The organism is Marinobacterium sp. NO-S09 (assembly GCF_059179545.1).
Genome location: NZ_CP168954.1, coordinates 3745121 through 3769994, shown reverse-complemented (window position 1 = coordinate 3769994; position 24874 = coordinate 3745121). Strand labels below are relative to the sequence as shown.

23 protein-coding genes are annotated in these 24874 nt (G+C 57.0%); 20 read left to right on the top strand and 3 right to left on the bottom strand.

The window, feature by feature from the left end:
- The first annotated feature begins 128 nt into the window (after positions 1-128).
- Both O3C79_RS17370 and O3C79_RS17365 read left to right on the top strand, forming a co-directional pair.
- Positions 129-1538, top strand: a complete 1410-nt coding sequence (locus tag O3C79_RS17370) for a GIY-YIG nuclease family protein (RefSeq protein ID WP_494384117.1) — start codon at positions 129-131, stop codon at positions 1536-1538.
- Between the two features lie 138 nt (positions 1539-1676).
- Positions 1677-2372: a recombinase family protein gene (locus O3C79_RS17365; protein WP_494384116.1), complete on the top strand. Its 696-nt coding sequence runs from the start codon at positions 1677-1679 to the stop codon at positions 2370-2372.
- Between the two features lie 26 nt (positions 2373-2398).
- Here the strand turns inward: O3C79_RS17365 and O3C79_RS17360 are convergent, their stop codons facing one another.
- Positions 2399-3919, bottom strand: coding sequence for a DUF6538 domain-containing protein (locus O3C79_RS17360; RefSeq protein ID WP_494384115.1), 1521 nt, complete (start codon positions 3917-3919; stop codon positions 2399-2401).
- A 207-nt stretch (positions 3920-4126) separates the two neighbouring features.
- On the opposite strand from O3C79_RS17360, the gene O3C79_RS17355 reads away from it, so the two are divergent.
- The 13 genes from O3C79_RS17355 (at position 4127) to O3C79_RS17295 (ending at position 17379) form a co-directional block, all read left to right on the top strand.
- Positions 4127-4909, top strand: coding sequence for a siderophore ferric iron reductase (locus O3C79_RS17355; RefSeq protein ID WP_494384114.1), 783 nt, complete (start codon positions 4127-4129; stop codon positions 4907-4909).
- Positions 4893-5660: an ABC transporter ATP-binding protein gene (locus O3C79_RS17350; protein WP_494384113.1), complete on the top strand. Its 768-nt coding sequence runs from the start codon at positions 4893-4895 to the stop codon at positions 5658-5660. The genes O3C79_RS17355 and O3C79_RS17350 overlap by 17 nt, the downstream gene beginning before the upstream one ends.
- A 23-nt stretch (positions 5661-5683) precedes the next feature.
- Positions 5684-6601 carry an ABC transporter substrate-binding protein gene (locus O3C79_RS17345; RefSeq protein WP_494384112.1) on the top strand — a complete coding sequence of 306 codons (918 nt, stop codon included), beginning with the start codon at positions 5684-5686 and terminating at the stop codon, positions 6599-6601.
- A complete protein-coding gene (gene fhuB / locus O3C79_RS17340) occupies positions 6598-8559 on the top strand; it encodes a Fe(3+)-hydroxamate ABC transporter permease FhuB (RefSeq protein WP_494384111.1) in 1962 nt (653 codons plus the stop codon). The genes O3C79_RS17345 and fhuB overlap by 4 nt, the downstream gene beginning before the upstream one ends.
- A 21-nt stretch (positions 8560-8580) precedes the next feature.
- Positions 8581-10407, top strand: coding sequence for an ABC transporter ATP-binding protein (locus O3C79_RS17335; RefSeq protein ID WP_494384110.1), 1827 nt, complete (start codon positions 8581-8583; stop codon positions 10405-10407).
- Between the two features lie 116 nt (positions 10408-10523).
- A complete protein-coding gene (locus O3C79_RS17330; RefSeq protein WP_494384109.1) occupies positions 10524-11291 on the top strand; it encodes a DUF3450 domain-containing protein in 768 nt (255 codons plus the stop codon).
- Positions 11288-12634 carry a MotA/TolQ/ExbB proton channel family protein gene (locus O3C79_RS17325; RefSeq protein ID WP_494384108.1) on the top strand — a complete coding sequence of 449 codons (1347 nt, stop codon included), beginning with the start codon at positions 11288-11290 and terminating at the stop codon, positions 12632-12634. The genes O3C79_RS17330 and O3C79_RS17325 overlap by 4 nt, the downstream gene beginning before the upstream one ends.
- Entirely contained in the window at positions 12624-13121 is a 498-nt protein-coding gene (locus tag O3C79_RS17320; protein ID WP_494384107.1) for a MotA/TolQ/ExbB proton channel family protein, read from the top strand. The genes O3C79_RS17325 and O3C79_RS17320 overlap by 11 nt, the downstream gene beginning before the upstream one ends.
- Complete coding sequence (locus tag O3C79_RS17315) at positions 13118-13531, top strand: ExbD/TolR family protein (RefSeq protein WP_010325066.1); 414 nt, start codon at positions 13118-13120, stop codon at positions 13529-13531. The genes O3C79_RS17320 and O3C79_RS17315 overlap by 4 nt, the downstream gene beginning before the upstream one ends.
- Positions 13531-14202, top strand: a complete 672-nt coding sequence (locus O3C79_RS17310; RefSeq protein ID WP_494384106.1) for an energy transducer TonB — start codon at positions 13531-13533, stop codon at positions 14200-14202. The genes O3C79_RS17315 and O3C79_RS17310 overlap by 1 nt, the downstream gene beginning before the upstream one ends.
- A gap of 5 nt (positions 14203-14207) precedes the next feature.
- Complete coding sequence (locus tag O3C79_RS17305) at positions 14208-15419, top strand: tetratricopeptide repeat protein (RefSeq protein WP_494384105.1); 1212 nt, start codon at positions 14208-14210, stop codon at positions 15417-15419.
- A 71-nt stretch (positions 15420-15490) separates the two neighbouring features.
- On the top strand, positions 15491-16870 hold the full coding sequence (locus O3C79_RS17300; protein ID WP_494384104.1) for a sodium-dependent transporter: 1380 nt from the start codon (positions 15491-15493) through the stop codon (positions 16868-16870).
- Positions 16867-17379, top strand: a complete 513-nt coding sequence (locus tag O3C79_RS17295; protein WP_494384103.1) for a GNAT family N-acetyltransferase — start codon at positions 16867-16869, stop codon at positions 17377-17379. Before O3C79_RS17300 ends, O3C79_RS17295 begins: the two co-directional genes overlap by 4 nt.
- Positions 17380-17384: 5 nt before the next feature.
- Here O3C79_RS17295 and O3C79_RS17290 read toward each other — a convergent pair whose 3' ends face one another.
- Both O3C79_RS17290 and O3C79_RS17285 read right to left on the bottom strand, forming a co-directional pair.
- Positions 17385-18275: a hypothetical protein gene (locus O3C79_RS17290; protein WP_494384102.1), complete on the bottom strand. Its 891-nt coding sequence runs from the start codon at positions 18273-18275 to the stop codon at positions 17385-17387.
- 418 nt (positions 18276-18693) lie between these two features.
- Positions 18694-20973 carry a TonB-dependent receptor domain-containing protein gene (locus O3C79_RS17285; protein WP_494384101.1) on the bottom strand — a complete coding sequence of 760 codons (2280 nt, stop codon included), beginning with the start codon at positions 20971-20973 and terminating at the stop codon, positions 18694-18696.
- A 355-nt stretch (positions 20974-21328) separates the two neighbouring features.
- Between O3C79_RS17285 and O3C79_RS17280 the strand changes: the two genes are divergently transcribed.
- The 5 genes from O3C79_RS17280 (at position 21329) to O3C79_RS17260 (ending at position 24868) form a co-directional block, all read left to right on the top strand.
- Entirely contained in the window at positions 21329-21994 is a 666-nt protein-coding gene (locus O3C79_RS17280) for a PepSY-associated TM helix domain-containing protein (RefSeq protein WP_494384100.1), read from the top strand.
- Positions 21995-22035: 41 nt separating this feature from the next.
- A complete protein-coding gene (locus O3C79_RS17275; RefSeq protein WP_494384099.1) occupies positions 22036-22554 on the top strand; it encodes a DUF2271 domain-containing protein in 519 nt (172 codons plus the stop codon).
- Positions 22555-22580: 26 nt separating this feature from the next.
- Positions 22581-23393, top strand: coding sequence for a DUF4198 domain-containing protein (locus tag O3C79_RS17270; RefSeq protein ID WP_494384098.1), 813 nt, complete (start codon positions 22581-22583; stop codon positions 23391-23393).
- Positions 23390-24010 carry a flavodoxin domain-containing protein gene (locus O3C79_RS17265; RefSeq protein ID WP_494384097.1) on the top strand — a complete coding sequence of 207 codons (621 nt, stop codon included), beginning with the start codon at positions 23390-23392 and terminating at the stop codon, positions 24008-24010. Before O3C79_RS17270 ends, O3C79_RS17265 begins: the two co-directional genes overlap by 4 nt.
- Before the next feature lie 66 nt (positions 24011-24076).
- Entirely contained in the window at positions 24077-24868 is a 792-nt protein-coding gene (locus tag O3C79_RS17260) for an EAL domain-containing protein (RefSeq protein ID WP_494384096.1), read from the top strand.
- The last annotated feature ends 6 nt before the right edge of the window (positions 24869-24874 follow it).

Genomic DNA, 24874 nt, shown 5'->3' with positions numbered 1-24874 from the left:
TAATTTTGTATTTCTTTGCGCAATGGTAAGTCACAGGTGAGTTACATAACCTATTGATTAAAAAGGATTTTTTGATATTTTTTCGCGCATTGTCTAGCCTTGTGGTGAGTTGAAGCGAGGGTAGCCAAATGAAAGCGAGACTACATGAAACAGCAGAGTTCACTTACCAACACTCAAAGGGTGAAAAAGTTAGCCTGGCTCTTTTCAAAAAAAGGTTTTATGCGCTGGAAGAGCGAGGCTTGCTGACAGAAAGTTCTGTTAACGATGCTCTTTTGATGCCTTCAAAAGAATATAAGAAAATTTATTCACCCCGAAAGACGATAGTAAATTTCGAAGAAAAACCAGTAGATCTAAAGTCTTTATATGATACCTATGAAAAACCGATATGCTCTTATCAAACTTTCCGATCAAGAGTAAAAAGCTACATAAATAGTGGCTCTTGTAATTATGAAATATGCTATTTGGCAGCGCATTTAAATAAAAAGGATTGGGTTTGTAAATTAGGTAGAGGGAATTGTAAATCTTTTATTTATGAAGGGGATGTATATGAAGAATACAAAGGTCAATATTTTCCTAGCCTAAAGGCTTTCTTGAATTTAGCTGGTTTATCTGAGCACTACGGAACTGTAAAATCAAGAATACAAAATGGTTGGCCCATTTTTATTGCGATAGATACACCAATATACACCAGAGAAGACGAATTTGGTGTTGGGTATATATACATGTTAGAAAATTCGATCAATGGTCACTTTTATATAGGGAAGACAATTCAAAATCCTAAATCGAGGCATTTTCAGCATATAATTCAATCCAAAAAAGACTCCCGAAAAATTTCAAAAGAGATCAATCAATTTGGTCCCGGGTGCTTTGGTTTGAGTATTCTTGAGCATGTTTATGATTTGAGTAATCTGGAAGAGCGTGAAGAGTATTGGATTAACCAAAAAGAAGCAACATCTGGGAAGGGGTTAAATGTCCTCACTAGAGGAGGGCGCGGAAGGATATTAGGTACTGAAATAGAATATATGGGGCATGTTTATCCGTCTATTTTGGCTGCCTCCAGAGTACTTTCAAAAGAAATAGGTGTTCCTGAGTTTATTGTTGAGAAATCTATAAGAAGAGGCCAGGCTATACCCAAAAAATCACGAAAAAAATCCAGCCATAAAGAAGCAGGAAAAAGGCAATGGAGGAGATGGAAATCACTTATAAATGGAGTAAAGGCCGGTAGGAGGAAGGGGGTAATATCACCAAAATGGTTCAATTACGATAACTGGGCAAGGGATGTTCTACCTTCTTATTTTAAGGGGGCTTCGCTGACAAGGGTAAATGATGATTTACCTTGGGGAAAAGAAAATTTCAAGTGGGTTGTAATACAGGATATAAATAATAAAGTACATGGCAAAAAAATTTTGTTTAATGGAAAAGAGTACCCTTCATGGCAGGCATTAAGCGAGGCTGTGTCAGTGCCAGTTTCAACTTTGAAATACAGGGTTAGAAAGAGGGGGCTTACTGTAGAAGAAGCTTGCATGGAAGTGGGTTAATATATGGGCTCAGTTTCAGTTTTATGTATACCCAATGTAGCTGTAATTAGAGACGCTTAGCCCCGAAATACACTGACGAATTTTGTATCATTCTCTTAAATGTTCGTTTAACAGAATGATACATGTCTCGGGGGAAGAATGAGCGACAGCAGATTGATCGCATATTATCGAGTCTCCACTTCTAGGCAGGGCAAGAGCGGTCTGGGGCTCGAGGCACAGAAGCGTGATGTAGCTGCCTATGCAGAAACGACGGGTTGCTCTGTTTCTGCAGAGTACACCGAAATTGAGTCAGGTGGTAACAGCGAAAGGCCTGAATTGCAGGCTGCGATAGAGCGTTGTCAGCTGCTAGGAGGGCGGTTGGTTATTGCAAAACTTGATCGGTTGTCACGATCTGTTGGTTTCATTGCTCAATTGCAGGATTCGGGGGTTAAGTTCGTCGCCTGTGATATGCCAGAAGCGAATGAGACGATGGTACAGCTGATGTCCGTTATGGCTCAAGCTGAGCGGAAAGCTATATCGAACCGGACAAAGGCCGCCTTGCGGGCTGCGAAGGCTAGAGGGGTCAAGCTCGGCAATCCAAACATTGCAGAAGCTCGACTTGCGCGTTCTGGTGATGTGACTGCAAGTGCTCGGGCTGCCAGAACTGCGATGGCTGACCGGACAGCAGCTCTTGTTATGAACGAAATTATACGCGCCCGAGAGCAGGGGATGGATACTCTCCAACAGCTGGCGGACTGGCTGAATCAACAGGATATTCGAACGCCTCGGGGCAGCTCGTGGACACGAGCTGCTGTATCCCGAGTTATAAGTAGAGCCTCGACTGACACAGCCTGACAGGCGCTAGTGGTATAGGGAGTCTACTACGTTATTGATTCTGAATAGTCGATTAGTTCGACAACATTGTGCAGCTGCCGAAAGAGGTCAATGTCTTTAACGTAGTGGGTCTCAGTAACAGTCGAAAGCGACTCTTTATCTTTTTTGTCAAAATGGCCGACCAAGCGCTGTATTAATTCAAGCGACACACCACGCCTAGAAAGATGATTAATCACGGTATGGCGAAATGAGTGGAAAGTCTTTATCCGCTTAGCATGAACTCCGGCGGCCTTCAGAATTTTGTCTGTCAGCGCGCTGGATGTTCGTTCAGTAAAGTAGCGAATATCCTCATTATTGATGTCAGAATCGTTGATCGACTTACCTGGCCAGAAGATCAGTTGGTGATCGGCGAATTGTTTAGCAAAGTCGAGGAAGCCAGCCTGGATTATCTCTGAGTGTATTGGGGTGCGGCGCGCTGAGTTTGGGCTTTTTAGTGAGCGTACCGCTACCCCTTCCGGGTTGCGCTCAATCTGGAAGTCGAAGTACCACAGGCCCGTTGCAGGGCATTTTAGGACCGCGCCACCTGATAAATACAGGAGTTCAGCTTTACGGGCTCCGGTGTAAGCGGCGAGAAGCGGGAGCCAGTAGAGATAATTGTCGTAGCGTGAGCGAGCGTCGGAGTCCAGGATTGCTAAAACGTCCTGACTAGTGAACATTGACCGCTTTTCGTTGGTCTTTCGATCATCGGGAGTCACACGTACACCAACCTCTTCAAACGGATTTGCGCCGTTAAGACACTTGTTTCGATCAGTGCTTTGACACTCGAGCATTCGTTTCATGGCGCCGACTCTTTCCTTTTGTCCGCCCGGTGTGATGCCTCCTTCTGCCATGCCGGAAATATACCGATTAATAATTTTAGCGTTCAGCGTGTGAAGCGGTATGTCCCCGACGTGCTTCTCCCATTGCTTTATAGCTGTCTTGAGATCCCTATACTTGCGACTCGCTTTTCGCTTTTCCTCGACTACAGCGTAGAGTTGAAGCTGAGCCCTCGCGGTCTCTAGCAGGGTAGGCTGGTTCTCATCTGGTAAGGAGTCTGCAATGGAATCTTCAGTTTGATTGGTGGGAGTCGCTGTAGCTGCAGCGGTGGGCTGAGACTGCAGGCGTGACTCCGGATGAATTTCATCTAGAACGTTGTCTATTACTTGTTGATCCGACTTGGATTTTCGAGCATCAATTTGGTCGGCAATTTCGAGAGCTTCGTCTGGTGTGAGCCTTGCCGCAGTGGCAGGGGAGTGCGCTCTTACGAGCCTGATTACCTTGTTGATACGCTCTTTCATTTCCTCTTGGAGGATGTTGGTGTTGTGTTTGTCCATCATTGTGATTCTGAGCAAAAATTGATCAAAAATTACTCTAATGGCGCGAGCTGCGACTATCGCTTCTCGCCTGTCCGAAGTTTTTAGTGAACGTCTAAGCTCTCTAAAGCCCGCTTTCGTTGCGAGATGGGCTGGGAGCTTAAACCGGCAATAGTATATGTTGCCGTGTCTGTTTTTGACTATAAATTTGGACATGAGCCCCTCCTCGAGTGTGACACCTTGAGGTGTGTAACACTCGAGAAGCTAGAGAAATCAAAGAGGTAGGCTAGATAGACACCCGCTACGGCGGGTTTTTTTGTGTCTGGGCATAAGGAACTAATCATCCTGAATAATGCAAATCATTGTCATTTATTTTAATTGTTACTATCCTGTGCGATTCGATGAACTCGCTCGGGAGAGACTGTGGAGCCTGCACGGATAGCCCAACCCCCGCCAGAAGCACCGAACCAGAGGCTGATTCGGCTCTGTGCCGATCTGTTGCCGGGACTGGAGCTGGTGGAGGGCACACCGGACCCTGACTGGCTGCGCGTGGGTGCCGATAATGGCGCTCTGATCCAGACACTGGTGTCGGCCTTGCAGCACGAGCATCCCGAAGCCGGGCGTCATTACTGGAGCGCACGCAGCTGGGGCTTGCTCACCTGGCAGCCCGTAATGCTGGTGCTGGCAGCCACCGAGATACTGCAGTGCCGGACTGACCTGAGCTGTCTGGGGCAGAAACCCCAGGGACATTTTGTTATGGGGATGATGCTGGGCGAAGGCGTATTGCGCCCGGAGGCCCCGTCCCGTGCTCAAGCCGGTTCGCATCTGCGCGACGCCTGTGACCAGCTGTTGGCCCAGTTAAACCCGGTGATCCGAATGAATCCGGTACTGGCCCGGCGCCTGCTGGCTGACCGTATTCTGGCCACACTGCTGCGCATGCGACCCCTGTTGGCGGAGCGCAGCCATGCCGCGATTTATCGACTGGCTCAGGAATGGCTGGAAGAGGCAGGGCTGGAAGGTGCCAGTGCACTGACCGCCTTTGAGCTGCCTCAGGGTGGATCTGATCTGGCGCTGGACCGTAAGGGCTGCTGCCAGCATTACCGACTCGACGGGGCCGAGCTGTGTAAAACCTGCCCACGCCAGCCCGTCTCGATCCGTATCAAACGCTTACAGGAGGAATGGAGCCCGGATGCTGGAGCTGAATAATCTGGGTGTTCACCGTCAGGGACGCGATATTCTGTCGGTGGATCACCTGCGCCTGGCGACCAATGAGATGACCGTCATTCTCGGTCACAACGGGTCAGGCAAATCCACATTGATGAAGCTGCTGGCGCGCCAGTTGCTCCCTGATTGGGGGGAGCTGAGGCTCAATGAGCGCCCGTTGGCAACCTATTCCCAGCGAGAACTGGCCCGTGAAATCGCCTTTTTGCCACAGCAGTTGCCGGCTGTGGCCGGTATGGATGTGCGAGAGCTGGTGCTGCAGGGGCGTTACCCCTGGCGTGGCCTGCTGTCGCGCTGGAGTGAGCAGGATCATCGGTTGGTGGAGGAGGCGATGGCGCAAACCGATGTGCTCCATTACGCTGACCAGCTCACGGATCTGCTATCCGGTGGCGAACGTCAGCGTGCCTGGGTGGCGATGTTGTTGGCCCAGCAATCGCCTCTGCTGTTGCTGGACGAGCCAACCTCGGCACTGGATCTGTCGCATCAGTATGAGCTTATGTCCCTGCTGCACCGACTTAATCGTGACACCGGTCGTGGCGTGGTGGTGATTCTGCACGACATCAACCTGGCCATGCGCTATGCCGATCGCATTCTGGCGCTGAAGCAGGGACGGCCCGTGTTTGATGGCTCCCCGGCTGAACTGATGTCAGAGAGCACCCTGTCTGATCTTTACGATATTGATATCCGCCTCTGTGCCCATCCCGAGCGGGATGCGCCGGTGGCTGTCGTTGCCTGAAACCTGCCGTTCGAGAACTCACCATGTTTGCCAAGCGTATCTGTAGTGCCCTGATGGGGCTTATGTTGAGTCTGTTTGCCGCTCAGGCACTGGCCGCTGTCGAAGTGGAAGACAGCCGGGGCACCCAGCGATTTGAAACGGTGCCGCAGCGGGTGGTTGCCCTGAACTGGGCGGTGACCGAAGAATTGCTGGCGCTTGGTGTAACGCCTGTGGGCGTGGCCGACATTCGTGGCTACAACGACTGGGTGGTCAAGCCTGTCATTCCCGAGCCGGTGGTCGATGTCGGGCGGCGTGACGAGCCCAGCCTGGAGGTGATGGCCAGCCTGAAGCCGGATCTGATTCTGATCGGTTCCCAGCAGGGCGGTCTGATCGACAAGCTGGCGCCCATCGCACCGGTGCTTTATTTCGATAACTACCGTGCCGATCACGATAACCTGGCAGCGATCGACCGCTCGTTCCAGACATTGGCACGGGCGCTGGGCCGTGAAGCTGAAGCAGAGGCGATACTGGATCGCCGTCAGCAGCGCATGGATGAGCTGGCGGAACAGTTACGGGCGCATTTTGGCACCTCTCTGCCCAAGGTAACGGTGGTGCGCCTCGGCGATACCGCGCATACCCTGGTATATGGCGCCAACTCCAGCGTTGCGGCTGCCATGCAGGGGCTGGGCCTGGAACAGGCCATGCCACAGCCTTCGACCCAGTGGGGCATGACACACAAGAAGGTGACCGATTTGGCGGCCGTGGGCGAGGGCGTGTTGCTCTATATCGAACCCTTCCCCAAGCGTGACCAGCTGTTCAGCATGCCGTTGTGGCAGTTCATGCCCTTTGTACAGAACGACCGCATTGCTGCCGTGGAGCCGGTGTGGAGTTATGGTGGCGCAGCCTCGATTGAACTGATGGCCGAGGCGCTGACCCGCTCGCTGCTGGAGATTGCGCCTTGATCCAACGCTATGGCGTGGTGCTGTGCCTGCTGCTGGTCATGCTGGGGCTGCACCTGCAGATCGAAACCGAGTTATCCACAGCAGCGCAATGGTCGCTGCTGACCGGCACGGCGCCGGCGGATTTTGCTGACTACAAATACTGGTTTTCGTCCGCTCCCCGCGCCGTAATGGCCTTGCTGGTAGGTGCAGTCATGGGGATGACCGGCAGTATCCTGCAACAGTTGCTGCAAAATCCTCTGGTGTCGCCCATGACGCTGGGGGCTGCTTCGGGTGCCTGGCTGGGGCTGGTGGTTATTACCCTGGTATCACCCATGCTGGCGGCAGTCTGGGGCAGCTGGGCGGCCATTGCCGGAGCCATGCTGGCCGTGGTGCTGGTGATACTGATCGCCGGACGTAATGGCTTGCGTGGCCTGCCGGTGGTGCTGGCTGGCATGGCCGTTAATCTGTTGTTGGGGGCCATTGCTGGCGGGCTGGTGCTTCTGAATGATCAGTATGCCCGTAATCTGTTTATCTGGGGGGCCGGTGACCTGGCTCAGACCGATTGGAGCTGGGTTGAATGGCTGTTGCCGCGCCTCTGGCTGGTACCGCTGTTGCTTGTGCTGGCAGCGCGCCCGCTGATGCTGCTGCGTTTGGGCGACAGCGCGGCCCAGGGGCGTGGTATGAGCCTGCTGCCGGTGATGCTGGTGCTCATGCTGTGCTCGCTCTGGTTGACTGCAATCAGTATCACGGCGGTCGGCCTGATCGGCTTCATCGGCCTGCTGACACCGAACCTGGCACGTATGCTGGGCAGTAAAAGTGCCCGCGACGAGATGGGGTTCAGCCTGCTGTTGGGCGCGTTTCTGCTGTTGGCGACCGATGCTTTGGCGCTGTTGTTCAGTCAGTGGTCCACGGATCTGGTTCCCAGCGGCGCTGCGGCGGCGCTGATCGGGGCTCCCGCCTTGATCTGGCTGGCCCGCAGCCGGCTGGGCAGTGGCGGGGAAATGAGTCGCCAGCTGCCGGAAGGGCGCCAGCGCCTGCACCCAACGACGGCACTGGTGCTGGTGCTAGCCGTGCTGATGCTGTCCGCACTTTCGCTAATGCTGTCGCCCGGCGCCCAGGGCTGGCTGTTGAGCTGGCCGGATGAACTGATCCTGTCTTTCCGCTGGCCCCGTGTGCTGGCGGCGGCAAGTGCCGGGGCCGGTCTGGCCGTGGCCGGTGTGGTGCTGCAACGCCTGATTCGCAACCCCTTGGCCAGCCCGGATATTCTGGGTCTCTCCGCCGGTGCGACGCTGGCGCTGGTGGTCAGTGTGATGCTGTTTGGTGGCTCCATCCGGGAAGCCGGGCCAGTGGTGGCATTGGGCGGCAGTCTGGCTGTATTGCTGGTGCTGTTACTGCTGGGCCGGCGGCACGACTATTCCCCGGGCATTATGGCGCTGACCGGTATCTCACTGGCTGCTTTGCTGGATGCCGTGGTGCAGTTCTCGTTAGCGCGCGGTACCGAAGACACCACTGCCATTCTGGGCTGGCTGGCCGGTTCCACCTACCGCATTTCAGCATCCCAATCCCTGTTGTTGGCGGCGGGCACGCTGGCGGGTGTTCTGCTGGCGGTGATGTCCCGCCGTGCCCTGACCCTGATTGCCATTGGTGATGGCTTTGCCGCCGGGCGCGGGCTGGACAAGTCGCGCTCACGCATTCTGCTGTTGCTGCTAGTCGCTCTGATTACAGCGCTGATCACCTCCATGCTGGGCCCTATTGCCTTTGTCGGCCTGTTGGCACCGCATATGGCCAATATGCTCGGTGCGCGTCGTGCTATGCCCCAGCTGCTGATTGCCGCCGGCCTTGGCATGTCGTTGATGCTGCTGGCGGACTGGCTTGGGCGAGTGGTGATCTGGCCGCAACAGATACCCGCAGGCCTGTTGGCCTCCATTGTCGGCGGCAGCTATTTCATCTGGCTGTTGGCCAAACGTCGCCTGACCTGATTGTCTCGGAGATCGATCTGCATGTTTACCTTCTTTGAGCGGCTGACCCAGCCGTTGCCTGACCGTCCGGCCGAACAGCCGCCCACCGGCGCGCTGGCGTTCTTTCGTTTCTACTGCCGAGGCTATGAAAAGGCGCTGCTGATGCTGGGGGTCATGACCCTGATTGTGGCCTTGATCGAAGTGGCGTTGTTCGGCTTTCTGGGCAACCTGGTGGACTGGCTCAGCAGTCGCGAGCCTGAAGCGCTGTTCGAGCAGGAAGGTCTGAAGCTCTGGGGCATGACACTGCTGGTGCTGGTGGTGATGCCGCTGGCGGTGGTGGCGCACTCGATGCTGTTTCACCAGTCCCTGTTCGTCAATATGAGTGCGGCGATCCGCTGGCATGCGCACCGTTACCTGCTGGGACAAAGCCATCACTTCTATCAGAACGAGTTTGCCGGGCGGCTGGCTACCAAGGTGATGCAGACCTCGGAATCCCTGCGTGAAACGGTGATGAAGCTGCTGGATGTGCTGCTCTACGTGGTGGTCTATCTGTCGGGCATGGCGGTATTGATCATGTCGGCCGACTGGCGCTTGTCCCTGCCATTGGGTGTGTGGGCACTGTGCTACCTGTTTCTGCTGTGTGTGCAGGTCCCCAAACTGAAACATCATGCCAGTTTGCAGGCGGATGCCCAGTCCGAAATGACCGGCCGCATTGTGGACAGCTATACCAACTTCCACACCCTCAAACTGTTTGCCCACTCCGAGCGTGAGCATGAGTATGCCCGCCGCAGCATGCAGGGTTTTCTCGATGCAGTGTATCCACTGATGCGCCGTATTACCGGTTTGAACATCACTCTGTGGTTGCTCAATGCCTTGCTGATCTTTGCCACCGCGGCACTGTCGATTCTGTTGTGGCAAGAGGGCAGTGTGACCGCCGGGGCGATTACTATCGCGGTTTCGCTGACGCTGCGCCTGAAGAGCCTGTCACAGTTCATCATGTGGGAAATCGCCAACCTGTTCCGCAATATCGGTACGGTGCAGGATGGTCAGGGCATGCTGGCGCGGCCCCAGGCGCTTGTGGATAAGCCGGATGCGACTGCGCTGGAAGTGAAACAGGGTGCGATTGATTTCAACGCCATCGATTTCGGCTATGACCCGGACCGGCTGGTCATTGAAGGCCTGTCGCTGCAGATTCGGGCCGGTGAAAAGGTCGGCATTGTGGGCAGTTCCGGGGCCGGCAAATCGACGCTGATCAGTCTGCTGTTACGGCTGTACGACCTGGATAGGGGGGAGATCCGCATCGACGGTCAGTCGGTTGCCGATGTTACCCAGGAAAGTCTCCGAGCAGCCATTGGTGTGGTCAGTCAGGACACCTCGCTGCTGCATCGCTCAATACGGGAGAACCTCCTGTATGGCCGGCCTGATGCCAGCGATGACGAAATGCGGACCGCCGCACGCATGGCACATGCGGATGCATTTATCCCCGGCTTGCACGATGCTGCGGGCCGCAAGGGCTATGACGCCCAGGTGGGCGAGCGCGGTGTCAAACTTTCCGGTGGCCAGCGTCAGCGCATCGCCATTGCCCGGGTGCTGCTGAAAAATGCGCCCATTCTGGTGCTGGATGAAGCAACGTCGGCGCTGGATTCCGAATCGGAAGTCGCCATTCAGGAAAACCTCTCGGTGCTGATGGAGGGTAAAACCGTAATTGCCATCGCGCACCGCCTGTCCACCATCGCCGCCATGGACCGTCTCATCGTAATGGACCAGGGGCAGGTCGTGGAGCAGGGCAGTCACAAGGAATTGCTGGCAAAGGGCGGACGTTATGCCCGTCTGTGGCAGCACCAGAGTGGCGGTTTTCTGGGCGAATAATTCTGAAGTGGCACCTCCGGGTGCCGTCTCCTGATCTGATCATTGGGTTTGCATGTGTTCGTTATATGATGAATAATGCAAATCGTTATCATTATGCTTAGTCTAACGGATCATTCATGGACCGGATACCCTTCAAAGTGGCCAGACTCGCTGTGCCGCTGCTCATCCCCGTAGCGGCCTTTGCCAATACGCTGGAACAGAATCAGCAAGCACTGGAACAGGCGCACAAGCAGGGTGCGCAGGTACAGCGCAATATCGACCAGCTGGATCAGCAAACCCGCGAGAACTACGACGTTTACACCGCTGCCCTGCGTCAGGCCGAGTTGGTGGAAGCCTATAACCGCCAGTTGGCGCGGATGATCGAAGATCAAACCCGTGAACTGGATGATATCGAGTCTCAGCTCACCTCTTTGGCCGAGACCGAGCAGGCAACCTTACCGTTGCTGGTGCGCATGCAGCAGATGCTGGGTGAATTTGTCAGCCGCGACCTGCCGTTCCTGGTGGAGGAGCGAGAACAACGCGTGGCCCGCTTGGCACGCCTGATGGACCGTGCCGATGTCAGCCTGGCGGAGAAATATCGCCAGATCCTGGAGGCTTATCAGATCGAAGCCGAGTATGGCCGCACGCTGGAAGCCTGGACCGGCTCGCTGCAGCAGGATGGCAATCGCCGTGAGGTGACCTTCCTGCGTCTGGGCCGTGTGGGCTTGTACTACCAGAGCCTGGATGGCGAACAGAGCGGGCGCTGGAACGCCGATGAGCGCCGATGGGAAAGCCTGGCCGCGGACTATGACTGGCCGATTCGCAAAGGCATTAACATGGCACGTCAACAATCGGTACCGGAGCTGCTTGAACTGCCGGTTGCCCTGACCGGAGGTGCATCATGAAGGCGCTGCTACGTACACTGACACTGGCGCTGGTTGTTGTGGGGCTGCCGGTGCAGGCCAACGAACTGCAGGAATTGCTGCAACAGGTTCGCTCTCAGGCCGCTTCTGATGAGCAGGTCGATGCAGCCCGTCTGGCGGAATTTCGTTCTGATCATGCCCGTCAGGAAGCTCTTTTACAGGAAGCGCAGGCGCGTTTGGCTGCCGCTGAAGCGCGTCAGGAAGAACTCAAAAGCGAATTTCAGAGCAACGAGGATGCCCTGACCGAACAGGGTGAAGCCCTGCGCGTGCGCAGTGGGCAGCTGGGTGAGGTGTTCGGTGTCGTCAAACAGCAAGCTCAGGAATTGCATGGGCTGGTGGACGACTCCCTGATCTCGGCTGAGTTTGCCGATCGTTCTGAATTGCTGGCCTTTGCCGATAAAAAACGTATTCCGACCCTGGCAGAGCTGGAAGGGCTGTGGTTCCTGCTGCAGCAGGAGATGACCGCGACCGGTCAGGTCACGCGCTTCCAGGCGCCGGTGGTGCAGGCGGATGGTGTACGCGCCGAGTCCGAGGTCGTGCGCGTAGGGCCTTTCACGGCGCTGACCACCGAGGGGCAGTATCTCAACTATGTAGATGGCAGCCTGCAGGTGCTGCCGGTCCAGCCCTCAAGCGCGGTGGTAAGCCAGGCGCGTGAGTTTGCTGCCGGTCAGAGCGACAGTCTGGTGGTGGACCCCAGTCGTGGCAACCTGCTGGCCCTGTTGGCACAAACCCCGAATCTGAAAGAGCGCATCGCCCAGGGCGGCCTGGTGGGCTACATCATCCTCAGCCTGGGTGGCATCGGCCTGTTAGTAGCCCTGTGGAAGTTGCTGACCACCCTGAAAATGGAATTCAGCGTGCGCGCCCAGCTGCGCAATGCGGATCAGGCCAGTGACAACAACCCTCTGGGGCGTGTCATGGCGGCGGGCCGTGCCGGGCGCACCACCGACGAAACCGAACTGCGTGTGGATGAAGCCCTGCTCAAGGAAGCACCGCTGCTGGAGCGAGGCCTGACCCTGCTGAAACTGGTGGCGGCCGTGGCTCCGCTGCTGGGTCTGTTGGGTACGGTGACCGGCATGATCGGCACCTTCCAGAGCATCACCCTGTTCGGCACCGGCGATCCCAAGCTGATGGCCGGTGGCATTTCCCAGGCACTGATGACCACCGTGCTGGGACTTTGCGTCGCCATTCCGTTGCTGTTCTGTCATAGCCTGCTGGCAGCACGCAGCCGTCGTCTGCTGCAGCTGCTGCAACAGAAGGGTCTGGCACTGCTGGCGCTGCAGCGCGAACAGCTCAGTGATGCGGAAGAGGCCCGTCATGCTGCCTGATCTGGCCCAGTTTGAAGCGGCCCTGACCGGCTTCTTCAATGCCGGGGGGCCGGTACTTTGGGCGCTGTTGCTGGTCAGCCTGGTGCTGTGGATGCTGTTGCTGGAGCGACTCTGGTTTCGCTGGGTCGACTTCCCGCGCCGCATTCGCCGTTACCGTGACCTGCCGGTCGGAGGGCATCGTCGTCTCAGCCGAGCCGATCTGCTGCTGGACCTGCAGTCGGCACTGCCCCTGATTCGCACGCTGATCGCACTCTGCCCACTGATCGGTCTGCTGGGCACGGTCACTGGCATGATTCACCTGTTCGACACCCTGGCCCTGAACGGCACCGGTAACCCGCGTCTGATGGCGGCCGGTGTCGCCCGTGCCACCTTGCCCACGCTGGCAGGCATGGTGATGGCGGTCAGCGGGCTGTTGATCTGGAACCGTCTGGCCCGCTGGAGCCAGCTGCAACGTACACGATTGGATATCACGGGAGCCAGAGGATGAGGCAAAGACTCAATCTGGACACATTGGAAAATGATGCCGAGATCGACATGACACCGATGCTCGACATCGTGTTCATCATGCTGATCTTCTTTATTGTCTCCACCAGCTTTGTGCGCGAAGCCGGTGTCGAGATCGAACGTCCCGTTTCGTCCACCGCCGAGGTGAAGGAAAACCAGGGCGTGATGCTGGCGATTACCGCCACCGATGAGGTCTGGCTGGATCGTCAGCCGGTGGATGTGCGCATGATCCGGCCCACGCTGGAGCGGCTCAAAGTGGAGCAGCCGGATCTGGGCGTGATGATTCAGGCGGACAAGGATGCCAAGACGGGTCTGCTGGTCGAAGTGATGGACCAGGTAAAAATGTCCGGTGTGGAACAGGTGGCCGTGGCCACGCGTGAAGGAGCAGGCTGATGCGCGCCGTGCTGTTTCTGCCGGCATCGCTGCTGGTCAGTCTGCTGCTGTTTTTGCTGATGGCACATTTGGCCGGGGTGGGGCGCTCTGAACCGCCTGAGACGCAGGACTATACCTCGGTCAATCTGCACCGGCTCAAGCTGGATTCGGATGTCCAGGTGCGTGAGCGTGAAGCGCTGCCGCCCCCGGAGCTGCAGCCTGAGCAGCCACCGGCACCGACGCCGCCGGACATGTCTCAGCCGGTGAATATCAACACACCTTCGGTGGCGCTGAACATGCAAACGCCGGCGCTGGAGATTGGCATGCAGATCAACGCTTCGGTTGATCTATCCTCGGTCTCGGCGGTGGCGCCCGCGCCATCCCCGGCCCCGCTGCCTTCGCCGGGTATAAAAATGCATGCCAATGCCACGCCGGTTTCGCGCATGAATCCCCAGTATCCAAGGCGTGCGCTGACCCGACGTATCCAGGGCCATGTGGTGGCTGAATTTACCGTGGATACGAAAGGGCGGGTGATTCCCGACTCTTTCAAAATTGTCGAAGCCGACCCGCCGGGCATGTTTGACCGGGCCGTGGAGCGCGCCCTGCTGCGCTGGCGTTTTAACCCGCTGACCGAGAATGGCGCAGCCGTGCCCTTCCGCACCCGTCAGCGGCTGGAATTCAAGCTGGAGTAATGACAATGAAGTCGATCATGCGAGGGCTGGTCCTGTGGCTTGTGTTCAGCACAGCCGTATCCGCTGAAACGCTGACCTTGCCGCCGGGTGTGCTGATGCAGCTGAATGCGGCGCAGCAGGCCATGGCCGAGGAAAACTATCCACAGGCCGAACAGGTGCTCAAGGCGCTGATGCAGGAAGATCTTGGGAAGCCGGCCAGAGCTTATGTACTGCAGTTCCGCGGCAATCTGGCACTGGTCAGGCAGCAGCATGCGACGGCCCTCAAATACTTCGCCCAAGCTTATGAGCTCAAGTCGCTGCCGGCGGCAGACCAGCGTCGTCTGTTGCATACCCTGGCGCAGCTGCACATGAATGAAGAGCAGTGGCGCAAGGGTGTGGATGCCATGGCACGCTGGATGGAGCAGGTGCGTACACAGGGAACGGCCAACGAAAAGGTGCGTGCAGAAGACTACCTGATGCTGGCGCAGGGCTACTCCCAGCTGGATCAGTGGTCCCGCGTGGTCAAGCCGGTTAAAGCGGCCATTCGCATGAAAGGCCGGGCTCCAGAAGACTGGTACCGCTTGCAGTTGGCGGCACATTTTCAGCTCAAGCAGTGGAAGGGGGCAACCGCGGTACTGGAGCTGCTGGTAAACCGTTATCCACAGCGTGACCGCTACTGGGAGCAGTTGGCCAGTGTGTATCAGATCCGTGATCACCACCGCGATGCTCTTGCGACGCTGAGAGCAGCCTGGATCGGTGGCAAGTTCAACAAGGAAAGCCAGTATATCTGGCTGGCGCAGATGCTGATGCAGCAGGGACTGCCGCAACGGGCCGCCGAGCTGCTGGAAGAGTCAATGAGCCGGCAGCAGATCAAGCGTACCCTCAAGCATGAACGCCTGCTGGCGCAGACCCAGTTGCACGCCAAACTCTACAATAAAGGACGTGCCACCCTGGAGCGTATCGCTCAGCGCAAGCCGGAGTACAAGACCTGGCGTCAGTTGGCCTATCTGGACATGCAGCTGCAGCACTGGGATGAGATGAAGCGCAGTATCGATCAGGCGGTCGCATTGAAGCCGGACGCGGTGGATCTGTATCTGCTCAGTGGCATTGCCGACCTGAACCGTTCCCACTTTGATCAGGCGCGCTCAAGCTTTGTTAAAGCCAGCCAGCATGAATCCACCCGGGCGCAGGCGCAAAACTGGCTCAACTATCTGGACCAGTTGAAAGGGAGCAGTTAAGGCGGGGTTCAAGGGCAGCAAAAACGGCCTGAATATGGCAGGATAGGCGCCTGTTCAACCAGGTGTAAATCATGAGTAATTCAGCCAATGCCTCGACCTCGCGCGCCCCTGCGCAGCAGTGGTCGACCCGCATCTCCTTTATTCTCGCAGCTGCAGGTGCAGCTGTTGGCCTGGGCAACATTTGGAAGTTTCCCTACGTCGCCGGTGAAAACGGCGGCGGTGCCTTTGTACTTGTTTATCTGTTCTGTATCGCCCTGCTGGGCGTGCCCATGTTGATGGCCGAAGTATTGATCGGCCGGCGCGGGCAACAGAACCCCGTTAACTCCATGGCCAGTCTGGCCCGTGAGGCCGGTGCCAAACCGGCGTGGAAAAACGTGGGCCGCCTGGGCGTGGTCACCGGTTTCCTGCTGCTCAGTTTCTATGTGGTGGTCGCCGGCTGGGCGCTGGCCTATATTCCGATTACTGCCACCGGTACCTTTGTCGGCCTGCAGCCACAAGAGGTGGGCCAGATGTTTGATAGCCACCTGCAGCAGCCGCTGCCGCTGATCGGCTGGAGTACGCTGGTACTGCTGCTGACCTTGGGCATTGTCGGGCGTGGTGTCCGCAAGGGGCTGGAAAAGGCCGCCAACCTGTTGATGCCGCTGCTGTTTGTGTTCCTGCTGATTCTGGTGGGGTACGCCAGCACCACGGGGCATTTTGGCGAAGCGGTCGAGTTCATGTTCAAGCCCGACTTTGAGAAGCTCACCGCCTCGGGTGTGCTGATAGCGCTGGGCCACGCCTTTTTCACCCTGAGCATCGGTGGCGGCGCCATGATGATCTATGGCTCCTACCTGTCGCCTCAGGTCTCCATCGCCCGTACATCCATTCTGGTAGCCATTCTGGATACGGCCGCCGCCTTGCTGGCGGGTCTGGCGATCTTCCCCATCGTCTTTGCCTATGGTCTGGAGCCAGGTGGCGGCCCTGGTCTGATCTTTGTCACCCTGCCCATCGCCTTTGGCCAGATGCCGCTGGGTACGCTTTTTGGCACTTTGTTCTTCCTGATGCTCTCGGTCGCGGCTTTGACGTCGGCGTTCTCACTGATTGAGCCAGCCATCGCCTGGCTGACGGAAAAACGCCTGATGTCCCGTTTCAAGGCGAGTGTACTGGGCGGCAGTGGTATCTGGTTGCTGAGTCTGGGCACCGTGTTTTCGTTCAATATTGGTGCCGACTGGACACTGGCAGGCAAGACCTTCTTCGAGTCGCTGGATTATCTGATCTCGGGCTGGATGTTGCCGCTGGGCGGCCTGCTGATGGCACTGTTTACCGCCTGGGTAATGAAACCGGAAGCCACCGCTGAAGAACTGGGCGGCGACAGTGCAGCCTATCGTCTTTGGCTGGTGCTGATCCGCTTCCTGGTGCCGGTGGTAATCATGGTGATCTTCCTGCAGGCCATAGGTGTGATCACACTATGATGGCTGAAGTGCTTGAAATTCGTCGGGCACAGGCTGCGGATCTGCCTGCCATTGTGGATATCTACAATGCCTCCATCCCCGGCCGTCTGGCCACTGCTGACACTGAGCCGGTCAGTGTGGAACAACGACGGGAATGGTTTGAGCGACATACCGAACAGCGGCCGATATGGGTGGCTGAGGTTGATGGCGGCGTAGCAGGTTGGGTCAGTGTGGAGCCGTTCTACGGTCGTCCTGCCTACGAGCAAACGGTCGAGGTAAGCCTCTACCTGCACCCGGATGCACAGGGCAAAGGCTTGGGGCATCGGTTGCTGGCGCATGTGTTGGCGCAGGCCGAGACATTGGGTATCACGCACCTGACTGCCTATATCTTCTCGCACAACACGCCCAGTTTGCGCCTGTTTGAAAAGGCCGGTTACACCATCTGGGGGCTGTTGCCCGGCATCGCAAAAATGGATGGTCAGCGCTTTGGTTTAACCATACTGGGGCGGTCTTTAATCGAAGCCGAATGAAGGTGTCACTGTTCCATATGCTCTGGTGACAGCCACAGCGAATCGGGTATTTGCTCCAGCGAAGGCAGCTCAAAGGGCGTGGCCAGATCCAGCAGCCTGTACTCCTGTGATTCAAGGAATGCCAAGGCACTGCGGGTTTCCATACGGGAGCGGAAAAACGCCTCGAATTGACCCGAGTGGTGCAGTGTCATCAAGCCGGAATGGAGGCGTTCGGCCAGTTCGGGGTTGTTGCGGGATACGAAGAAATAGTACGGCCCTGGGTAACGCAGCACGACCTTTTGATTTAGGGTCAGCCCTTGGGTAAGGGATTCTTCAAGTTCGGCCCAGACCTCGGCAATGCTGCGCGGAAAGTAATCGACCCGGCCTGCCTGCAGCATCCGAAACATGCCAGGATAGTCTGAAGAGGTTTCTACCGGTAACCCGTTGGCCTGCAAAATTCGCGTATCTGTCCACTGATCGCCTTGAACAGCGACAAAGTGGCTCAGGTCGGCAAGGCTGTGTACGTCTTCGAGCTGAGGGCGCAGGTCCGGCCGTGTCAGCATGACCCTGTACCCCAGCAGACCTTTCATCAGCGGGAAAGGCACCACCCGCATCCTGGCTTCGATTTCCGGTCGGGACATGCCAAAAGTGATATCCAGATGCTCGCCTTCTTCTACTAGATTCCGCAAACGCTGTTGGCTTGCCAAAAAGCTGGCGCGCTCGATGCGGTAGGGGCCATAGGCAGGTGCTGATGCCTCCAGAGCCATCTCCAGCAGTGTCAGGGGGTAGTCGTAGCGCTTGATAAAGTCGGGATTATCGATGGCATAGCGCACAACCGTGATTGGCTCCTGGGCCAGCACAGGCCGAGTGAGCATACACGGAAGCAGTAGCGCGAATGCCATAAACAGCTGTCGCATGTGAGATGCCTATCCAGTTCATCAGACTATGCCTTGAGGCTGCCGCCTGAGATCAGTAAGTGGCGCAGCCTGGTAACATTCATGGCATAGCATTAATCATAGCCTGAAGATCCTTTTTTGCTGCTTCGGACAGCAACTTCCGGGAAAATGCAAAACAGTTTCGACTGGATCTGTATTTCCGCCTGAATGTTATGCCGGTGATGATTCCTGCCTTGCGTGAGCGTCCGGAAGATATGCCGGTCGTTTGACTCAGTGTGATCCGCCCGAAGTTGATGGTTCAGTTCCGATGCCCGCGGCAGCAGGGCCGACGGCGGCTGCGCAAGCACGGCCTCAAGGCACGCCAGGTTGACGATTAACAGCGCGACTCAAACACAAAAAAGGCACCCGAAGGTGCCTTGTCGTGAGGGTTACGTGATGATCAGAAGCTGTAGGTCGCAGACAACCAGTAGTTGCGGGACTTGGCTTTGACGTTGTAATCGTCGATGTAGTTCGGATCCCAGCTGGCGCCACCGTCTTCGGTTGTGAATACCGTCTTGTAGCTGGTGAAGTCTTCATCCAGCAGGTTGTTGATGCGGGCATTCAGCCTGAAGTTAGGAGTAACTTCGTAGCTGGCCCCCAGATGGTAGACGGTGTAGTCCTTGTAGTACTCCGGGTATTCCACATCGCTGTTCCAGCCGCGCGGGCTGCTGGTGAAGCGCTTGGAACGCATTTCCGCTGTCAGGTAGGTGTTGAACTTGGGCGTTGCCTGCCAGTTCAGCGTTGCGTTGGCCATATGCTTGGCGGTGCCACTCAGCGGGTCGCCCTTGTTGGCGCCGCTGGTGATGCGGGCATCGGTGTAAGTGTAGTTGGCACGCAGGTACAGGGTCGGGGTCAGCTGCAGCTTACCGGCCAGTTCCAGACCATCGATCTGGGCACTGTCGATGTTAACCAGCTGGCTGAACTGATAACCGTCGCCCAGCACCTCATTCCATTCAGACGCCAGATCGGCACAGTTGCTGCCCGCCGCCGGGTCATCGCAGTGGTAGATACCGTTGCCGCGTTCAATCTTGTCCTTGAACTTGTTGGAGAACAGGGTGGCGTTGAAGTTATGGCCATCGGGGTGGCTGTAGTACACCGCCAGTTCGCTGTTTACGCTGGTTTCCGGCTCCAGATCCGGGGTGCCGTGGAAAGGACGTGTGCCCTGGCCACCAAAGCCGGTAATGCCGTCATAGAGATCGCTGGCCTGAGGCGCTTTGTAACCAGTGCTGACGCCACCTTTCAGGGTCCAGGCAGGCGACACCGCCCAGTTGGCATAGGCACGGGGGCTGACATGGCCGCCGAAGATGTTGTGATCGTCATAGCGCAGGCCACCGGTGAGGGTCAGGCTGTTGGTGATGGACCAGTTGTCCTCGGCGAACAGGGACCACTGCTCGTGCTCCTGCACGCTGCCGGAGGCAAAACCGCTACCGTTCATGCCGAAGCTGCCGTCTTCCATTTCGGCGTCCACGTACTGACCACCGTATACCAGCCAGTGATCACCTACCTGGCTGTCGAACTTCACATCCAATGTGGTTTGGCGGGTTTCCAGCACGCGGCTCTGGCGCGGCAGGAAGGTGGCTTCGATTTCGTCATCGCTGGCACCGTTGGCAACCATCTCTTCATACAGCAGACGCTCGGTAGCCGTCAGTGGCAGGGTACGGCCATCGTTGCTGGTTTCAATGTGATGCAGGCTGATAGTGCTGTGGCCAAAGCCCCAGGTGCCCTCGTGGGTCAGGGACATCTGATCGCGGTTGAACTCCTGCTCCAGCGCATAGCCGGCACGGGGCAGGCGGTTAATGCTGTCGGTGGTACCAAGCGGGTTGGAGCCGTCTACCGGTACGTTGTCGTACTCCTGCTGTGAGGTTTCGATATCGAACATCAGTAGCTGGTTGTCCGCCGGCTTGAAGTCCAGACGCATACCCAGATTGCGGTTTTCGTTATCCACAGTCTTGCCGCCAGAGCCGTAGCCGAGCGAGCGGGGTACCAGGTCACCGTTGGGGTCGGTAATGTCATCAAAGCTCGGCGTTGAAGCGTCACGCTCATAGAGACTGCCGCGCACATTCAGGCCCAGCACGCCTTCAACCATGGGGCCACTGATGGCAAAGTCGGTGGTCTGGTCGTTACCGAAATCATCATTGGATTCGATGGTGCGGCTGTGGGAAACGGAGCCATGCCACTCATTGCCCACTTTCTTGGTGATGATGTTGATTACGCCACCCAAGGCGTCGGCGCCGTAGAGGGTCGAGGCTGGGCCACGGATAATCTCGATACGCTCAATCATTTCCTTGGGCGGAATGTGGTTGAACTGGTTACCGCCAAAGTTGTTCGGGTAGATGTCACCGATGTTGTTTTGGCGCTTGCCGTCAATCAGGATCAGGGTGTAGTCGGCGCCCATGCCACGGATGCTGATGCCGCCCTGACCGGTTTTATCCGTGGTTTCACCCACATCTACGCCTTCCACTTCACGTACTGCGTCCAGCAGGGTGAGGTAAGGTTTCTTGTTAATCTCTTCCTGGCTGATCACGGTGATTGAAGCGGGTGCATCAATCAATTTCTGCTCGATACCGGCGGCGCTGACAACCACAGTATCCTGTTCGACGGCGGTGTTGGCCTGTGCATGAGTGGCAGCGATGGCACTGGTCAGTGCAAATGTCGCGACGCGCTGGGGAGAGATCCTCACAATTCAGTTCCTTTTCCTTTGTATTTGTTGAGCCGCTATGGGGGTAGCGCACCTGAAATCGCAGGCAAGGTTAAAGATTTGCTAAGATTAAATCAATATTAATAATTATTATCATTTGTATTAATCTTAAGTTAGGGTTTCATTTTTTTGGCCTGATGCAGGCTTTTACCCAACGGCTGTGAAGGAGATGAAAAGCCGTACGGCGAGGTGTTTGATGGACTTGCCGGGTTCTGGAAGCGCCGTCTGTGGCCAGTACTTTACATAAATTATCACTGCGAATCATTATCATTAATTGAGTGTAAGTGAGAATTGTTCTATTCTCGTGCGCTTTTTCAGGGGCAGGACCTAAGGCGAGATGCAGGACATACAGGGACAGAGCGAGCAGGCAAGTGACGTGAATAAGGCATCCGGTCAGGGCCAGAAGCGTGCCGTCTGGATGCGCCGGTTGATGACCTGGCACTGGATCAGTTCGGCGTTTGCGCTCTTTGGCATGCTGTTGTTCGCGGTAACCGGTTTTACCCTCAACCATGCGGGGCAGATACCTGCCTCAAAAGAGGTTGTAACCGTTGAAGCCGTATTGCCTGAAGCGCTTCTGGCGCCCTTGCAGCAGGCCGCTGCTGATGAATCCGAACTGCCAGCCGAGCTGCACAACTGGCTGGAATCCGAATATGACGTGAGCCTGCCGGCTCGTGAGCCCGAATGGTCTGAATTTGAGGTGTATCTGTCGCTGCCACGTCCGGGCGGTGATGCCTGGCTCAGTGTGGATCTGGAAACCGGCGACCTGCTGTACGAATCCACCGACCGTGGCTGGATCGCCTATCTCAATGATCTGCACAAGGGGCGTGATGCCGGTCAGGCATGGAGTCTGTTCATCGATTTTTTTGCGCTGGTGTGTCTGGTCTTCAGCCTGACCGGTCTGGCCGTGCTTTGGCTGCATGCGCGTGAACGCGCGTCGGTCTGGCCGGTAACCGGACTGGGAGTGCTGTTGCCGGTATTGCTGGCGCTACTGGTGGTGCATTAACGGGGCGGGGCAATGTTCAACCGTCCGGGTAAGGAGTGAGTATGCAATGGAAACAGGTGACAGCAGCGGCGCTGCTGTCAGTCGCGGCAAATCAGGCGATGGCGGCTGAACTCAAGGTTCAAATCGAGGTGCCATCCATCGATATCGCGGAGTATCACCGCCCTTATGTGGCGGTGTGGATTGAAAATGCCAAGGGGCGTCATCAGCAGGATCTGGCGGTCTGGTACGACCTGGAGATGCGCGATAACGAAGGCACCAAATGGCTTAAGGATTTGCGCCTCTGGTGGCGTCGCAGTGGCCGCCAGCTGGAGATGCCGGTGGATGGCATTTCCAGCGCAACCCGCCCGTTGGGTGCGCATGAAATGGTGTTTGCCGCGGATGATCCCAAACTGGCTGATCTGCCTGCCGGCGAGTACCGCCTGGTAGTGGAGGCGGCGCGCGAGCTGGGCGGGCGTGAACTGCTGCGCCTGCCTTTCCAGTGGCCTGCAGAAGCGGCGCAAAAACAGACACAGCAGGGTGAGCACGAGCTGGGTCGTGTCGCGCTGGAACTGACTCCCTGAATCCCGACAACCGATAAGGAAATATGATGAATATTAAACGTTTGAGCGCTTGTGCCCTGCTGGCACTGGGTTTGGGAACCGCCATGAATGCCCAGGCGCACCGTACCTGGATGCTGCCTTCGGCAACGGTATTGTCGGGTGAGAATACCTGGGTGACGGTGGATGGTGCCGTGTCCAACAGCCTGTTCTATTTCGAACATTTCCCGCTGCAGTTGGGCGGACTGAAAATTACCTCGCCCACGGGGGCTGAGGTGGAAGCGCAGAACCAGGCCAAGGGCAAGTACCGCTCTACCTTTGATGTGGAACTCAAGGAAGATGGCACCTATACCCTGGAAACGCGCCGCCAGGGCATTTTTGCGCGTTACACCCAGGATGGTGAGCCCAAACGCTGGTTTGGCCGCGCTGAAAAGATGGAACGTCGTATTCCCAAGGATGCACAAGATCTGCAGATCAGTGAAGTGGATAACCGCATGCAGGTATTCGTGACCAAGGGCGCCCCCAGTGACGAGACCTTCAAGCCCACCGGTGACGGCCTTGAGCTGGTGCCGGTCACCCACCCGAACGATCTCTTTATCGGCGAGGAAGTGACTTTCCGGTTTCTGGCAGACGGCCAGCCGGCCAAGGGCATGGAGGCCGTGCTGATCCGTGGCGGTATCCGTTACCGTGATGATGTCGACGAGATCAAACTGACCACGGATGACGAAGGTAATCTCAAGGTCACCTTTGAGGAACCGGGCATGTACTGGCTCAACCTGAAAGGTGAGCAGCCCTCCACCGAAATCGAAGGCGCGACCAAGCGCCTGGGTTACACCGCCACCCTTGAGGTGCTGCCGCTTTGAAGATCGGCATAAAGACCTTGCTGTTGCTGCTGGGACTGGCACTCGTGCTGGTCTGGCAGCTCGGCAGTGTCGATACCGACCGGCGTTGGCTTGCGTCCCTGGCACTGGTGGCTTACGCCCTGGTGCTCTGGCGTGGCCTGCGCCGGGCGCGTTCTGATGACACTCAGTCCGCTGGGCGTCAGGACTACTGGATTGCCTATGGCACCGAAACCGGCACCGCACGCCAGTTGGCACAGGAAACACGCAAGCGCCTGCGCAAGGCCGGCTTCAGTGCTGAAGTGGTAGCGCTTAACCGTCTTGCCAGTGTTTCGCCCCCGGATAAGGCGCTGTTGCTGGTGGTGAGTACCACCGGTGATGGTGATCCGCCCAAGACCGGGATTGGCTGGGATGATGAGGGCGTATCGGCAGCGTTTGCACACCGTCCCTTTGCTGTTCTGGCGCTGGGAGATCGCAGCTATCCGCGCTTCTGCGCCTTTGGACTGGATGTGACCCACAGCATGCAGCAAGCCGGTGCCCAACCGCTGTTTGCCACCGTTCAGGTGAGCCAGGCTGACCCGCGCATGCTGGACGTCTGGTATCGCCAGTTGTTACAGGAGGCAACCGTTTCCAGTGCCTGAATTCGGCAGGGATCGCCGCATCCGTCTCGTACTGCTGCACAAGACAGCAGACTAAGTGAGCTATGCATGTATGACATTTCACCAGCGATCCTGCTGGATTTTCTGAGCGGTATCGGAATTGGCGTCGAGTATCAGCCGATCGTCTCGACGACTGACCGACGTGTACTGGGCCATGAAGCCCTGGCGCGCTTTCGCGTTCATGGCGGCGGGCGCCTGCCGCCCGACCGGGTGTTTCGTGCCTTGCATGACAGCCCCTTGAGCCTGTTCCAGATGGAATATCGCATCAAGCAGCTGCAGCTTCAGCATGCGCCGGACAGTGAAAACCTCTTTCTCAATATCGATCAGGATGCCTTTGAAGTGTTTCTGAACGAGCCAGTGCATCCCATGGTTGCGCTACTGGAGCACCGTGCAGGTACAGTGGTGGAAATCATTGAAAACAGCTCGGTGTCCGATGCGCAGGTCAGTATCGCCATGCAGCAGGCATTCGGCGGCGCGGGACTTCCGCTGGCGCTGGATGATGTGGGCGCGCAGGACAGTCTGGTGTCCTTTGATCTGTTGGCCGGTGTCGAATACGTCAAACTGGCGCGGGACTGGTTATGCCGGCTGACTGGACCGGATGCGGATGCGCTTTTTGCTGCCCTGATCAGCTTCGCCAGAGCCAGTGGCAAAACCGTTATTCTGGAAGGCGTGGAGAACGAACAGCAGTTTTCCCGCGCCCGTGATCTGGGCGTGGATGCGGTGCAGGGATTTCTGTTCCGTGATGACTTTATTCAGGCATGGCAGCCGGATGCCGGTGCCAATGACCGCCTCGATGGCCGTCAACTTGAAGCCTGGTTGAAACCCTGCCGCTCGGCCTGAGGCCGG